This window comes from Pseudomonas sp. EU05-FHT14B02 (genome assembly GCF_058791055.1).
Map to the genome: position 1 here is coordinate 50,969 of NZ_JBYTDD010000022.1, position 14,986 is coordinate 65,954.

At 57.6% G+C, this 14,986-nt stretch carries 11 protein-coding genes and 1 pseudogene; 8 read left to right on the plus strand and 4 right to left on the minus strand.

Annotation, left to right across the window (positions count from 1 at the left end; translation table 11 throughout):
- Nucleotides 1-462 precede the first annotated feature (462 nt).
- Genes AC3WTM_RS19970 through AC3WTM_RS19980 form a run of 3 tightly spaced genes read left to right on the plus strand, consistent with a single transcriptional unit; the run spans nt 463 to nt 4,929 of the window.
- The gene (locus AC3WTM_RS19970) at nt 463-3,150 is read left to right on the plus strand and encodes a glycoside hydrolase family 19 protein (RefSeq protein WP_102672515.1); all 2,688 of its coding nucleotides are present in this window, start codon (nt 463-465) and stop codon (nt 3,148-3,150) included.
- The gene (locus AC3WTM_RS19975; protein ID WP_146023733.1) at nt 3,147-3,686 is read left to right on the plus strand and encodes a hypothetical protein; all 540 of its coding nucleotides are present in this window, start codon (nt 3,147-3,149) and stop codon (nt 3,684-3,686) included. The genes AC3WTM_RS19970 and AC3WTM_RS19975 overlap by 4 nt, the downstream gene beginning before the upstream one ends.
- Before the next feature lie 7 nt (nt 3,687-3,693).
- Nucleotides 3,694-4,929: a hypothetical protein gene (locus AC3WTM_RS19980; protein ID WP_102672516.1), complete on the plus strand. Its 1,236-nt coding sequence runs from the start codon at nt 3,694-3,696 to the stop codon at nt 4,927-4,929.
- A gap of 231 nt (nt 4,930-5,160) precedes the next feature.
- Here the strand turns inward: AC3WTM_RS19980 and AC3WTM_RS19985 are convergent, their stop codons facing one another.
- Entirely contained in the window at nt 5,161-5,592 is a 432-nt protein-coding gene (locus tag AC3WTM_RS19985; protein WP_102672517.1) for a nuclear transport factor 2 family protein, read from the minus strand.
- A gap of 157 nt (nt 5,593-5,749) precedes the next feature.
- Between AC3WTM_RS19985 and AC3WTM_RS19990 the strand changes: the two genes are divergently transcribed.
- Nucleotides 5,750-6,400, plus strand: a complete 651-nt coding sequence (locus AC3WTM_RS19990) for a DUF2238 domain-containing protein (RefSeq protein WP_102672518.1) — start codon at nt 5,750-5,752, stop codon at nt 6,398-6,400.
- A gap of 136 nt (nt 6,401-6,536) precedes the next feature.
- Here the strand turns inward: AC3WTM_RS19990 and ilvD are convergent, their stop codons facing one another.
- A complete protein-coding gene (gene ilvD, locus AC3WTM_RS19995) occupies nt 6,537-8,219 on the minus strand; it encodes a dihydroxy-acid dehydratase (protein WP_102672519.1) in 1,683 nt (560 codons plus the stop codon).
- 391 nt (nt 8,220-8,610) lie between these two features.
- On the opposite strand from ilvD, the gene mqo reads away from it, so the two are divergent.
- The 3 genes from mqo to sorB all read left to right on the plus strand — a co-directional run bounded on the left by mqo (nt 8,611) and on the right by sorB (nt 12,819).
- A complete protein-coding gene (mqo, locus tag AC3WTM_RS20000) occupies nt 8,611-10,257 on the plus strand; it encodes a malate dehydrogenase (quinone) (RefSeq protein ID WP_102672520.1) in 1,647 nt (548 codons plus the stop codon).
- A 638-nt stretch (nt 10,258-10,895) separates the two neighbouring features.
- A complete protein-coding gene (gene sorA / locus AC3WTM_RS20005) occupies nt 10,896-12,155 on the plus strand; it encodes a SorA family sulfite dehydrogenase catalytic subunit (RefSeq protein WP_102672522.1) in 1,260 nt (419 codons plus the stop codon).
- Between the two features lie 10 nt (nt 12,156-12,165).
- The gene (gene sorB / locus AC3WTM_RS20010; RefSeq protein ID WP_102672523.1) at nt 12,166-12,819 is read left to right on the plus strand and encodes a SorB family sulfite dehydrogenase c-type cytochrome subunit; all 654 of its coding nucleotides are present in this window, start codon (nt 12,166-12,168) and stop codon (nt 12,817-12,819) included.
- 75 nt (nt 12,820-12,894) lie between these two features.
- On the opposite strand, the gene AC3WTM_RS20015 is transcribed toward sorB, so the two are convergent.
- Both AC3WTM_RS20015 and AC3WTM_RS20020 read right to left on the minus strand, forming a co-directional pair.
- Nucleotides 12,895-13,701 (minus strand): glycosyltransferase family 2 protein, encoded by an 807-nt coding sequence (locus tag AC3WTM_RS20015; protein WP_102672524.1) that lies wholly within the window; start codon nt 13,699-13,701, stop codon nt 12,895-12,897.
- A gap of 49 nt (nt 13,702-13,750) precedes the next feature.
- Nucleotides 13,751-14,032, minus strand: a pseudogene (locus tag AC3WTM_RS20020) (dihydrofolate reductase family protein); the annotation flags it as partial.
- Between the two features lie 210 nt (nt 14,033-14,242).
- Here AC3WTM_RS20020 and AC3WTM_RS20025 point away from each other — a divergent pair.
- Nucleotides 14,243-14,815, plus strand: a complete 573-nt coding sequence (locus AC3WTM_RS20025; RefSeq protein WP_102672525.1) for a DUF2214 family protein — start codon at nt 14,243-14,245, stop codon at nt 14,813-14,815.
- Nucleotides 14,816-14,986 lie beyond the last annotated feature (171 nt).

Genomic DNA, 14,986 nt, shown 5'->3' on the forward strand with positions numbered 1-14,986 from the left:
TCGCTCCGGCATTCATCCGGGGGCATTGCCCTCCGGTCGGCTTCGCTCGACCTGCATGCAATGAGTTCGACTGCGTCGAACGGCGCTGCGCGCCATTCCCCGGATGAACACCTCCACTCAGCCTGCCGAGGGGGCGGGTGGATCAAGAGCGGCAGGCGAGCTAACGCTCGGCCTGTTGAATGGTGAAGAGCAGAGCGGGTGTTCGTCAATCTGCCTTTGCTCGGCTCTTCTTTCGGAGCGAGTCCCGTAAAAAAGCTCCTACAGATCCGACACCCCAACACCAGGACGCGTCCTACGCGCATATCAGACGCTTCCTATTTTAACCCTTATGAGCTTCTAGAAAGCTGTCGAGCGTTTGAACGAGGGTGGACATGAGGCCTCCTCGTAACCCATCCAGAAGTCCCCGGGACTGGCGGATTTATCTGCCTGATTTCTTCCGCAGAACAAGGAGCAACACTCAACATGGTCAGTTTGCTTTCCCGACTTTTTGGATTTCACGACAACCGTAAGGAACCTCGATTTGAGCGACCGATCGCCCCGGCGCCCGATACCGAAACCATCCCCGCACCCTCGGAATCCTATGCTTCCACGCTGCAACCCCTGAAAAACTGGTGCCATCCGTTCAAGGGCAAAGGCGATCCACTGCAGCGACTGACCCACCTGGCCAAGGCCAACGCTGGTTACTATCCGATTGGCCGCAACGGCCTGTTTCACGGCGGCGTGCATTTCGACAGCGGTACTGCTGGCACCCTCGATCAATCCAGTGTGCACTGCCTGGCCGACGGTGAAGTGGTGGCCTACCGCATCGACACAAAATCGCCGACCACAGGCTACTTCGTCAAAGAAACCGTCGAAAAACCCTTCTCGCGCAATTTCGTCCTGGTGCGCCATCGCCTTCAGCCACCGAAGATCGATGGCAGCACGGACATTCCACCGAGCCTGACCTTCTACAGCCTCTACCTGCATTTGCAGGATTGGGCGAAGTATCAGCAAGACTCGACCATCGCACGCCCGGCATTCTGGCCCGAGCGCCGAACTTTTCGTGTTAAGCAGACGGCCAATGACATGCTCTCCGGCCAGCCTGAGCAGCGTGGCCTGAGCGTGCTCAACAGGTGGCATGGCCAGGTCATCGATTTTCTGCCGCGAGGCGCCGAGGTCACCATCAGCGGCACGGGAGAGTTCCGCAAGTTGGAGAGCAGTCTGGGACCGGCCAAGCTGCTCAACCCCGATGGCTCGATCAAGGGCTATCTCTCTACCCGAGTGCTCAGGCACCCGAATCTCGAAAAGACCCGCATCAGCTCGACGAAGAAGTTAGTCAACGTCCGCGCCGAACCGGTGATATCCGATCCTGACAACGTGATTTTTAATTTAGCGGCTGAATCAGAGGTCACGGTCAGTGGCGAAGGCGAGTTTCGCAAGCTCGAACGCATCAACCAGTATGTGCATTTTGATTCGCTGGACGGTGCCATTGAGCCGCTAGCGACAGATCAGGTAGTGGTGCTTGACGAGCCCGTGGCGATCAAGGCTGGAGACTTGATCGGCCATCTCGGCCTCTATCAGGATGGCGACGCGAATCAGCCGGAAAAAAAGCTGCACCTGGAAACCTTCAGTGGCGACGACGTCGAGGCGTTCATCGACGCCAGTCGGGCTTGGGCCCAACGCCTGCCGGAGAAAGACAGGACCTGGCTGAAGTTCGCCAAGGGCACACCCGTGGTGGCGCCTGAAGGAAATACCACCGCTGCACTATTGCAGGTGTCGAGTGCTTCCAGCCCGCTCAGTGCTGCCGATTTGCTGGTCCCCAAGAAGTTGCTCGATGATCTTCCGGCAGACCGAAAAATCCAGGTGCCCGCGACCCCGACGCGCAAAGCCCGCACTTGGTATCGCCTGGAAAATTTGCTCCACGACGCCGACAACCGTCTGCTCGATGGCTGGGTGTGTGAAGAGACAGGCGTAACATCTTGGGTCAGTCCGTGGGCTTGGGAAGGCTATGGCGTCATCATCGACTACAGCAGACCCAAACACTTGTTGGCCTCCTTTCTCAGCGCCATCAACGGTTTCAGCGACGCGCAACGCGAGCGTTATCGTCCCATTGCCGAAAAAGACGACAAGGGCCCGATGAAAAGCCGGTTGTACGCAATCATCGATCGCAACCGCGACGGCAAGATGACAGCCACTGAACTGCAAGCGGCCCTTGAGCGTCCGGCTCATGCGCAGTCGATTGCGCAAATGATCCTGTACAAGGAAAGCGAGTGGTTTCACCAGCCGAAGGTCTGGGACGCACTGGATGATTTGCTCGGTCATAGCGGCTCGACGCCGCATCTGCACTGGCTGGCGGAGAAGCAGCGGATTGCGCAGTTGGGGTGGTGGAGGGACGTCGCGGAAAAAGTGGGGTTGCCTTCTTGGGGGAGTGCGTATCACTTTCATCCGATTGGACTAGTAGGTCATTTCTCGTCAACTGAGTCTCTAGCGCTTAGTTCAGTGCAGTTGAAAAAGATATTTCCATTGGCTAGCGCGAGTGATATCGAGGTTGTGGTAGGGGAGATTAATGGCCGTCTGACTGAGTTCAAGTTGGACACTAGACTACGGCAATGTCATTTTTTTGCTCAAATCAAAGGAGAAGTAGGGCCATCGATGAAAGGTGTGTCTGAAAGCTGGGAATACTCGCCGGGAACCCTTAAATCATTTAGCTCTTATTATCGCACCCATCCAGAAGAGGCTGAGGAAGATGGATATGCTAAAAATACGCACGGAATAATAGTTCGTAGAGCGAATCAGCGCCGTATAGGGGTGAGGCATTTTCAGCGGCTTAATGGTAATAGAACATCGCACCCTGATGATGGGTATAACTTTCGTGGTCGAGGGTTGATACAAATTACCGGGTACGAGAAATATCATAATTTCATGGTCGATTACGGAAGGTACTGGGATGGTAGCGTGCCTGATACAGTTGAAAATCCAGATCTAATTAATAATCCGTCGACCGCTATTAGGAGTGCTTTGTGGTTTTGGTTGAAATATAAAGTATACAGTGCTGAGCGGGGGCTTGGTCTTGAAGATGTCAAGCGGGTTACAAAGGTAGTGAATGGAGGGAGTATGGGGCTTGAAGAGAGGGAAGCTGCATTTAAGTTAATTGAAGGTGTTTTGGCATGAACTTGAAAAAGCTCCTGCTCTGTTCTTTCTGGTTTGTATTTTTTGAGGGCGTTAGTGCAAATGAATCTAAAGATGGTTTGTGCGAGCCTGATGAAATCATGGTTGCGTCATGTAGATTGGACGAGAAAAAAAATAGAATTTTATCTTTTTGTGCTAGTGCTGATAGTAAGACGATATTTTATCGTTTTGGTACAGGTTCAACGATTGAGTTGATGAAAAATTTTTCAAGCGAAAATCCAGTTTTTCGGTGGGTAGATGCTGCGACATATACAACGTATTTTGGATTTAGGTCCTCAGGATATGCATATGTTTTTGGTGTTCCGCAAGAGACACTAGGGGCGAAGGCCTTTTTGGAGGTGACGAGCCTGAATAGGTCCGTGATGAGTCGTACATGCACTGATAATTCTTTTGGAAGAAAATCAATTATTAGCGAGGCGGTAAGAGAGATAGAGGATAGTGTAGTTAGAGGGGCCGATTTTTTATTTCCACCAGATAACATCATGTTGGATGAAAACTCTAAACTGAAACGAGAGTGAGTTAACCATGCCAATCAGACTGGATAAAATTCCTCCTCTCGCACTGCGCCCCCAACGACCTCGATTCTTACTCTGGCTCGGCATGTTGTTGCTGAGCTGTTTGCTGGGCGCAGGAACGACGCTGTTGTTCGGCGACGAAACATTACCCCAGCGACCTTCGGACTTCTGGCGCTTGGCCTTGGGCATTCCAATCCTGGGTTGGTGCATACTGGGTTTCGGGCGAGTGCTGTTACACGCGGGCGAACATGGTGCCGCCGATGGTTGGGACGAAGCTCGTGAAGAAGACCTGATCCGCAAAATTCGTCAGGGGCGTCGATCGCAGCAGGTGTTGGGCGTGAGCTTGCAGACTGCGCTTCGAGCACCTGAGGATGAACCGGCAATACAACTGGAGGCTCTGCTGAGTGGGGCGACGGTGCTGAAGTCACAAGCGTCCAGGATGGATGGAGCGACGCTTCGCCATAGTTGTTTATCTTGCGATGCAGATGAAAACCCGGAAGCGGTATTGCTGAGTATTTTGGCGCAGACGCTCGCCGACCTTGCACCCACTATGGCGCAGTTGCCTGGTAATCAACCTTTGGCGCTGTTGCTGGACGTCGATACCGGTTTGCCGCAGAAGCAATGGCGCCGAGTTTGGCAGCAGGCATGGCGCGAATCCGGCCTTCGCCAACCCATCAGTTCCGTCGATGGCAGCGGGCTGGCGGCACTGGACTATTGGCTCGACCAGCGTATTGGTGATCGAGCGATGCTGCTGGTGGTGGCCGTGCAGTTTGCGCCGCAGCAGCCTGAAGGCACGGCGGAAGCCGCCGTCGGGTTGTTGTTTGGCAACCGTCTGACGCAAACCACATTACCGCCAATTGCCTTTCTTCACCGCCCTGAGCAGGAGCGCAAGCCCACCGCCGATGACCTGCTTTACGCTACGCGCCAGGCGCTTGATTGGGTGCCGCTTGAATCGACATCAATCGAGCGGGTTTGGCGAGTGGGTATCGACGCGCGACGGGCTGCCGCCATTGCAGGCGTGTTGTCTGAAGTCGCCATGTCAGTCAATAGGCCGGGATTGTGCAACCTCGACGCAATGCTGGGTCATCCAGGCTGCGCTTCGCCTTGGCTAGCCGTCGCTGCCGGGGCGCAGGCGATTCAGCGCGGTGCCGGGCCGCAATTCATCTTCAGTGGCGGCGCGGCTGCGGCTGGTCTGTGGGGCACGGTGTTGATGCCTGCATCACCACTTTTGAACCAGGAGTCTTGAACGTAGTTCTGACGAGTGAGTTCTACCGCCAGCCAGATGAGCATCTCACCGTAAACCGTGTGCAAGCACTGAGAGTTTCAGCCAAGCACAGATCAAATGTGGGAGCGAGCTTGCTCGCGATTCGGTAGTCCATTCAACATCAATGTCGACTGGCATGACGCTATCGTCGGAACGCCGCCCGGAGCAAGCTCGCTCCCACTGGTTCGGCGGTGGGGTTTGTTTATGCGTGAATCAGAACTTAAACGCCTGCCGTCCTACCAGCAGCCATTTGCCGTTCTGCTTTTGCCAGATCTGGAAGTTTTCGATTTCCGTCGGCACCACCTCAGTGCCTTTGAGCGCTTGCGCCGAGAAGTGGTGACGGACCAGCGCGACATCGCCCGAGACGGTAATGGTCTGGTTTTGCATCTCAAGGGTCTTGAAGGCGCTTTTGCCGGTTTCGATGTCGGCGATGAACGCCTGCTTGTCCTGGATCTTGCCGCTGGAATGCCCGTAGGTCAGGTTCTCGGCGGTCAAGGCGTTCAGCTCCGGGATGTCTTTGTGCAGCATGGCCTGGGTCAGGTGGTCGACCGCCTGGGCCACGTCCTTGTCCGCGGCGGCCGGGGTGGCGGCGACGTAGCCGCTGAACAGGCACAGAAAACCAATCAGCACTGTTGCTTTTTTCATGGGTGTTTCCTTGTTGTTGTAGGGATAGCGCGACGACTGCTCGAGTATTCATCAGTCATCGTACAACGTAGCATGCGATGGAGGAAAAAAGCGAACTTGCCCGGTGACCGTACCTCGAAGTTAAAAGGGCGATGCCCTGACTTCGAGGTATTGCGCCATGCAGTCTGACCCGCGTTTACGGCACGACCTGACGTTGCTCATGGTGTTTCTGGTGATTGTCGTGGTGTCGGGTTTTGCTCCCCGCAGCCGGGTGGACTGGGCGCTGGAGAACCTGCTGGTGCTGTTGCTGGTGGGGACGCTGGTGGCGGTTTCACGGCGGTTCCGCTTGTCGGCGACGTCTATCACGCTGGTGTTTGCGTTTCTGTGCGTGCATGAACTGGGCGCCCACTACACCTATTCCCAGGTGCCTTACGAACAATGGTCTTCGGCGTGGTTGGGCTTCAGTTTCGACCGGGCGACAGGTGCTCATCGCAATCACTACGACCGCCTGGTACATCTGAGCTATGGGCTGCTGCTGGTTTATCCGGTGCGCGAAGTGCTGTGGCGGCTGACACCGCTGCGCGGGTTCTGGCTGTTTTTCGTGACCCTGAACATCATGCTGTCGACATCGGCCTTGTACGAGCTGATGGAATGGATCGGCGGGGCTTTCCTGGGCAAAGACACGGCGAAGGCCTTCGTCGGTGCGCAAAACGATCCCTGGGACTCGCAAAAGGACATGGCCATCGCGGTTGCCGGTGCGTTTGTCAGCCTGTTGCTGGTCTCTTTGCGGGGCATGGCGCAAAAGCAACCGGTGACGACTGCAAGGTGATCGGGTGGACGGCTTCGGCGGGGCAGCTGTCGCGGTCGGTTGATCGGTTCAGGTTTTGAGGTAGAGGTTGCCTGACAGGACGCCATCGCGAGCAAGCTCGCGATGGCAATAGCCCGGAAAACGCAGGACCAGCGGCCTAAAGATACTTATCGGTCACAGCCCCCTCCGATGCACTGGACACCGTCTTCGCATACTTGGCCAACACCCCGCGCGTATATTTGGATGGCGGCCGCACCCAGCGCGACTTGCGCTCGGCCAGCACGGCATCGGAGACATCCACCGTGATCAGCCGGGATTCAGCATCGATGATGATCCTGTCGCCATTCTCGACCAGCGCAATCGGTCCGCCCTCGAAGGCTTCCGGCGTGATGTGACCGACCACGAAACCGTGGGAACCGCCGGAAAAACGCCCGTCGGTGATCAGCGCCACCTCCTTGCCGAGGCCCTTGCCCATGACCGCCGACGTTGGCGACAGCATTTCGCGCATGCCCGGGCCACCCTTTGGCCCTTCGTAGCGGATCACGATCACTTCGCCGGGCTGGACTTCGCCATTGAGAATGCCGGCCAGCGCACCTTCTTCACCGTGATAGACCCGGGCCGTGCCTTCGAAGCGCAAGCCTTCCTTGCCGGTGATCTTGGCCACGGCGCCGGTGGGCGAGAGGTTGCCGCGCAGAATGACCAGATGGGAGTCCTTTTTGATCGGCTGGTCGAAAGGCCGGATCACGTCCTGGCCGGCCGGGTAGTCGGGCACGTTGGCCAGGTTTTCCGCCAGGGTCTGGCCGGTGACGGTCAGCACATCGCCGTGCAGCATCCCGGCATCGAGCATGCGCTTCATCAGTGGTTGAATGCCGCCGATGGCCACCAGCTCGCTCATCATGTATTTACCGCTGGGACGCAGGTCGGCGACCACCGGGGAGATCTTGCCCAGTTCGACGAAGTCATCCAGGGTCAGTTCGACATCCACCGCATTGGCCATGGCCAGCAGATGCAGCACGGCGTTGGTCGAGCCGGCGAGGGCAATCACCACGCGAATGGCGTTCTCGAAGGCTTTGCGGGTCATGATGTCGCGAGGCTTGAGGTCAAGCTTGAGCAACTCCATGACCTGCTGGCCGGCGCGGAAACTGTCCGACGCCTTGTCGGCGCCAATAGCGTCCTGGGAGCTGGAACCAGGCAGGCTCATGCCCAAGGCTTCAATGGCCGAGGCCATGGTGTTGGCGGTGTACATGCCGCCACAGGAACCGGGACCGGGAATCGCCACTTCCTCGATCTGCTTGACCTGAATCTCGTTGATGTCGCCCCGTGCGTGCTGGCCCACGGCCTCGAACACGGAAATGATGTCGGTGTGGCCTGCCCCCGGCTGGATGGTGCCGCCATAGACAAAGATCGATGGTCGGTTCAGCCGCGCCATGCCGATCAGGCACCCCGGCATGTTCTTGTCACAGCCGCCGATGGTCACCAGGCCGTCGAAACCTTCGCAACCGGTGACCACTTCGATGGAGTCGGCGATCACCTCGCGGGACACCAGCGAATACTTCATGCCTTCGGTGCCGTTGGCGATGCCGTCGGAAATGGTGATGGTGTTGAAGATCACGCCCTTGGCACCGGCGGCATTCGCGCCTTTTTCGGCTTCGAGCGCCAGCTTGTCGATGTGCATGTTGCAGGGCGTGACCATGGCCCAGGTCGAGGCGATGCCGATCTGCGGTTTCGTGAAGTCTGCATCGGTAAAGCCCACGGCCCGCAGCATGGCGCGTGCCGGTGCGGCTTCCACGCCGTCGATCACCTGAGAGGAGTACTTGCGCAGATCGTCTTTGTCGCTCATGACCGCTCCTATCGCTGATGGCTGTTGCTCACACACTCGTTGAGAAAAACAGGATGAGTATAGAAGGCCGTGCGCCCAGGCCCGGACTAACCGGTCGGGAACAGACGCGCGGGTAAGCCTTGTCGTGATATTCTTCGCGACAACTTGGTTTGATCTATTCAGTTTTCCTGTCCTTGAGACGGGCGAGCAGAATCACTGTCGCTCAAGTAGCTGAAGCCAATAAAGATAAAAAGTCAGTTCAGAAGGGACATTAAAGTGGGGTCGATGCGGTTCGTCGGCCTTGTGTGCCCACCCCGCAATCCTTGAGTGCCGCACCCGTGACTGCCGTGAAACACGGGGCTGTGCGCATGAGGATGGAAGGGCGGATGGCGTTTTATCATAGGTGCTACAGATGTTTAAGAAAGTGAACACAGCCCTGCTGGGGCTGGCCTTGTCGTTGGGGATGACGACAGCCCAGGCCGAAGAAGCCAAGAAAGTCGACGTACTGCTGATCGGCGGCGGCATCATGAGCGCGACCCTGGGTGTGTGGCTCAATGAGCTGGAACCCGGCACTTCGATGGAAATGATCGAGCGCCTCGACGGCGTCGCCCAGGAAAGCTCCAACGGCTGGAACAACGCCGGTACCGGTCACTCCGCCCTGGCCGAGCTGAACTACACCCCTGAAGACGAGAACGGCAAGGTTTCGATCCCGAAGGCCGTTGAAATCAACGAAGCGTTCCAGATCTCCCGTCAGTTCTGGGCCTGGCAGGTTCAGCAAGGCGTGCTGAAGAACCCGCGTTCGTTCATCAACTCCACACCGCACATGAGCTTCGTGTGGGGCGATGACAACATCAAGTTCCTGAAAAAACGCTACGAAGCCCTGCAAGCGAGCCCGCTGTTCGCTGGCATGCAGTACTCCGAAGACCCGGCTGTGATCAAGCAGTGGGTGCCGCTGATGATGGAAGGGCGTGACCCGAGCCAGAAGATCGCGGCCACCTGGAGCCCGCTGGGTACCGACGTGAACTTCGGCGAAATCACCCGCCAGTTCGTTGCGCACCTGCAAACCACGCCGAAGTTCGACTTGAAGCTGTCCAGCGAAGTACAGGACATTAGCCGGAACGAAGATGGCAGCTGGCGTGTCAGCTACAAAAACCTGAAAGACGGCAGCAAGACCGAAACCGACGCCAAGTTCGTGTTCATCGGCGCCGGCGGCGGTGCCCTGCACCTGTTGCAGAAGTCCGGCATTCCTGAAGCCAAGGAATACGCAGGCTTCCCGGTAGGCGGCTCGTTCCTGGTGACCGAGAACCCGACCATTGCCGAGCAACACCTGGCCAAGGCCTACGGCAAAGCCTCCGTTGGTGCGCCACCGATGTCGGTTCCGCACCTGGACACCCGCGTGCTGGACGGCAAGCGCGTGATCTTGTTTGGCCCGTTCGCGACCTTCAGCACCAAGTTCCTGAAAGAAGGTTCGTATCTGGACCTGCTGACCACCACGACCACCCACAACGTGTGGCCAATGACCAAGGTCGGCATCAAGGAATACCCGCTGGTCGAGTACCTGGCAGGCCAGTTGATGCTGTCTGACGAAGACCGCCTCAACGCCCTGAAGGAATACTTCCCGAACGCCAAGGCTGTAGACTGGCGCCTGTGGCAGGCCGGCCAGCGCGTGCAGATCATCAAGCGTGACGAAGCCGCCGGTGGCGTGCTGAAACTGGGCACCGAAATCGTCGCTTCGCAAGACGGCAGCATCGCCGGCCTGCTGGGCGCCTCCCCAGGCGCATCGACCGCCGCACCGATCATGCTGACCGTGCTGCAGAAAGTGTTCAAGGACAAGGTCGCGACCCCTGAGTGGCAGGCAAAACTGCACCAGATCGTACCGAGCTACGGCACCCAGCTGAACGCCAGCCCCGAGAAGGTTGCTGAAGAATGGGCCTACACCGCCAAGGTGCTGGAACTGACTCCGCCGCCAGCGGTGATTGCGCCGGCTGTGAAGCCAGTGACTGTCGATACGGATGCGAAAGCGCCGAAGGCTAATGCTGCGAGTGATATGGCTCTCTAATTAGACTGCCGGATCAAAAAAGCCCACTGAACCAGAGACGGTCAGTGGGTTTTTTTGCTCTCGGATCCCTTGAAATACCCCTGACTCCCTGTAGGAGCGAGCCTGCTCGCGAAAAACGCCAGGACAACGCGGTCACTCAGGCAGCACGCGGTATCGTTGACGTCCATCGCGAGCAAGCTCGCTCCTACAAGCTGGCGTTTATGCAATTTGGACAGACCATTGCCTTGGCGGCAGCAGGCGAGGGCAGTTTTTAGACTGATGTGAAAAAGCCCACTGAACCGGCGACGGTCAGTGGGCTTTTATGTGGGTGACGCACAAACAACTCTTTGAACCTGGAGTGTCTACGCCGGCCATATCAGGAGTTCCTGTCATCAATTGTCAAGTCACTGACGCTCAATGAGAAGCAGGCACTTTGGCCCTGACGATACTGGTTTGTTTTCCGACCTCGGTAAGGCGAAACCGTAAGCCTGATACCTCTCCGCCCTGGCGGGAATTTGTAGGAGCGAGCTGGCTCGCGATGGACTCAAGTGCGCCGCGTTTAGTCAGTAAGCACGCGTTTTCGTTAACGACCATCGCGAACAAGCTCGCTCCCACAGTCAGTTGCATCTCGATAAAACAAATCATAGAGAGAGCGCAGAATGAAGTTCAGTTTTGTAGACAGCAGCCAGCCGAGCCGCCGGCGGGTTTTACGCGATGCTTTCACTTTGGCTTTGACGGCCTCGCCGTTGGCAAGCCTGGCCAGGGCAGCCGACGAATCCGCAGCCGCCAGCGAATCCGTCGAAGACGTGACCTTTGCCGCAGGCCCACGACCGCTGGTGCAATACCCGCAAAAACGCCCGTTGACCCTGGTGACTACTCGGCCGCCGCATCTGGAGACGCCGTTCTCGGTCTTCAACGAAGGACCGATCACGCCCAATGACGCCTTTTTCGTGCGTTACCACCTGGCCAATTTCCCGACCAGCATCGATCCGGACAGTTACCGCCTGACGATCAAGGGCTCGGTCGACACACCGCTGTCGCTTTCCCTTGCCGAGCTCAAAACCATCGCCGTACCGGTAGAAGTGGTGGCCGTCAATCAGTGTTCGGGTAACAGCCGTGGCTTCTCGATGCCACGCGTGTTCGGTGCGCAGTTAGGCAATGGTTCCATGGGCAATGCGCGCTGGGTGGGCGTGCCGCTCAAGGCGGTATTGGAAAAGGCCGGCGTGAAAGCCGAGGCCCGGCAAGTGACCTTCCGTGGGCTCGATAAGCCGGTGTTGCCAAGCACGCCGGAGTTCATCAAGGCGCTGGACATCAGCCATGCCATGGACGGCGAGCCCATGATCGCGTGGTCGATGAATGGCACCGACCTGCCATTTCTCAACGGATACCCGATTCGTCTGGTGGTGCCAGGCTACTTCGGCACCTTCTGGGTCAAGCACCTGAGTGAGATCGAAGTCGTCGACCACACCTACGACGGTTTCTTCATGGCCAAGGGTTACCGGGTTCCGGATAACGATTGCTTCTGCATTGCCCCAGGCACCACGGCCGCGAAAACCCAGCCGATTTCCAGATTGCCGGTACGCAGCTTCATCACCAGCGTTAAACACGGCGATGTATTGCCGCTGAACAAAAGCGTGGTGCTCAAGGGCATCGCGTTCGACGGTGGCGTTGGGGTCAACAAGGTGGAGGTGTCGATCGACGGCGGAAAAACCTGGCGTGAATCCACGCTCGGGCAGGACCTTGGCCGTTACTCCTTCCGTGAGTGGACACTGCCGATCACCTTTACCGGCAAGGGCGCCACACCGTTGATGGTGCGGGCCAGCAACAGTGCTGGCGAGACGCAACCGCTGCAGGCTGACTGGAACCCAGCGGGCTACCGCCGCCACGTCGTCGAAACCACCCACGTGACCGTCGCCTGAGGAGGGCCGCATGAAACTTGTGAAATGCATGACCGCCTTGTTCTGCGCGGCTCAGGTTTGTCTGGCGACCCTGGCTGGCGCTGCGCCGCTGTCCATCACGCTGCCGCCTGAAACGGCTGCGTTCAAGCCCAGCACGATGCCTGGCTACGCTTTGGCGCAGCAGAAGTGTTCCGTCTGCCATTCGGCCGACTACATCAACTTCCAGCCGCCTGGTATGAGCCTGGCGCAGTGGACCGCTGAAGCGGGCAAGATGCAGCACGTGTACGGCGCTCCGATCAGCGACCAGGATGTGAGTGTTATCGGCGCTTACCTGGCGGTGACCTACGGCAGTGCGAAGGCCAATGATGCCGATGTTCTGGCGGCCTCGAACGCCCCGGCGGTCCAGCTTCCGGCGGTGGCTGGGGCTGGGGCAAAAGTCGACGCCAAGGCTTTGCTGCAGAACAACGCCTGCCTGTCCTGTCACGCGACCGATCACAAAGTGGTAGGCCCTGCCTACCGCGATGTGGCGGTCAAATATGCCAAGGACCCGCAGGCAATGGACAGGCTTATGTCCAGTATCCAGCACGGTGGCAGCGGCAAGTGGGGGGATGTGCCCATGCCGCCGTTCGCGCAGTTGAGCCCTGACGACCTGAAAAGCCTGGCGACTTTTATTCTGCAACAGTAAGTCAGTCTCAGCCTGATGCAAAAAGCCCGCTGAACCGGCGACGGTCAGCGGGCTTTCTTGTGGGCGCTGGTTTATTCAAGACATCGAGGAGTGGGTTGCACTGAAGCGCTTGAGAATGTCCTGGTACATTTTCGTCCGTCGATGACCTTGGCCATATCCGCCCGCAGCAGCGACGGTGCCAGACTGGACGTGGTCCAGGTACTTGAAGATTTTGCCGGGCGAAAGGAACACGACTTTGTAGCCCAGCCGGATCACGCGGTCTTGCAGTTCATAACCGGGCACACGGTCATCGATCTGAAAATGCAAACCCTGCTGCTTCATCAGTCTGCCATTCCATAGCGTGCAAAAGCTTTTCAAGTGGGTTTCCCGGTAGGGTTTCGGCTCCTTCGAGCGCAGGCCAAGCGATTGCTTCAGGCGTCGGTAGTGGTGCTTGATCAGGCGTGAAGTGAAGCGCCAAACGGTCCTTGGCAGTCCGCGGTTGAGTTGCTCCGTGCAACCGACCGCGATGACGTTTTGATCCTTGCTGCAGTGGTCCATCATCATCGCAAAGATATTTGCATCGAAGACAAACGTGTCGGTGTGCATCAGGAACAGGTAGTCGGTATTGACCCTGGCCAGCGCCATGTCCAGCGCTTTGCCATGGGCGATGTGCCCCGGTTCTTTGGTGGGGGCATCGCGTTCGATCAGGTTGATCCAGTCGAGCGAGCGCAAATATTCGACGCTGGCGTCCGCCGAACCGTTATCGACCACCCAGACCGCAATGCCTGATTTTTGGACATGCTCCTGCAACAGTTCCAGGCAGATCCTGGTGAGCTCCGGGGTTTTGTAATTAACCAGAACGATGCTGAACGGTGGCTTGTTGTTTGTATCGACACTACCCATCTTCGAAATGCTCGACGACTCAAAAGAGTCGAAGACTAAAGGGGCAACCTTAGCTCAAGCTTAATTTCTCCTGGGCGACACAGGCGCTGGCTATCGCTGCCTGACGCCTTCGTTCGCCACTGCGGATGTAGCGGACGATCAGCACACCCCCGGGTGAACTGATCGAATTCACCAGGGTGAAGGCTGACGCTTGTGCGTTGTCGTCGAACAGGCGCTTGCCGCGCCCCAGCAGGATGGGATGAATCATCAGCCGCATCTCGTCCACCAGGCCGGCGGCAAGCAGTTGGCGCACCAGATCGCCGCTGCCTTGGGTCAGTAGCCGAGGGCCGTCCGAGACCGCTCCCTGAAAGGTAGTCGAACCAGACGCTGGGAAATCGACAACAGAATGCGCGGTCCATATTCGACTAACGTCGTATGGTGATCTGTCTTGATGAATGTTAAGCGGCGTTTGTCTTGAAAGTGCAATTGCAAATTTGTATCATTCGTTTTCAATTCAGCGAAGCAGGGAACGCAGCGCCAAAACAATAATAAGGTCAAGGCAATGCTCAAAATGCTTCTCGTGTACGGTCATCTGCTCGCTACGTGTATTGCCCTGGGGAGGGTGTTGCAGGCGGATCACAAGCTTTGGAGTTGGCGCAAGGAAGTACTGGACCAGGCGAGGCTTGAATACCTCGATGAAACTCAGAAGATCGTCAGCCTTTCACTGCTGGCCCTTTGGGTAAGTGGACTGTTGCTGGTGCTTCAGGGTTACCTCAATGAAGGCGACGCGTATCTGCTCAATCAGAAACTCTGGGCCAAGGTGACGGTCGTCGCGCTGCTAAGCCTCAACGGTGCACTATTGCATCGAGTCGGGTTCCCGCTGCTGCAGAAGGCTCCATTCGTCGCACTGCGCAGTGCAGGCCGCACGCGGCTTGCCTTGTTGGGGGCGCTTTCCATGAGCGGTTGGCTATTCGCCGCTTTTCTGGGCGTGGCTCGAGCCTGGAATCACGTGTTGCCTTACCTGCATGTGATGGGCGCATTCGTCGCATTCTCGTTTTTGGCCTGTTGCGTGGCACTGGCAGTTGCCGGCAGGGCGGGCAGTGTCGGTGCGCAAAAAAACTCGGTACCGGGGTAGCGATCCATTCCTGTAAATTCGGGCCAGCTTCATTGCGCGGGAAAAGTTCCCGTGCATAAGATTCGGGCGAAACCGTAAGACCGACGAATTGCTCCCAGGCTGCTCCCGGATTGCAACGGGTATTGCGTTGGCGCGGCCTCGGTGAATTCATGGGATTATTTCCCACGCGGC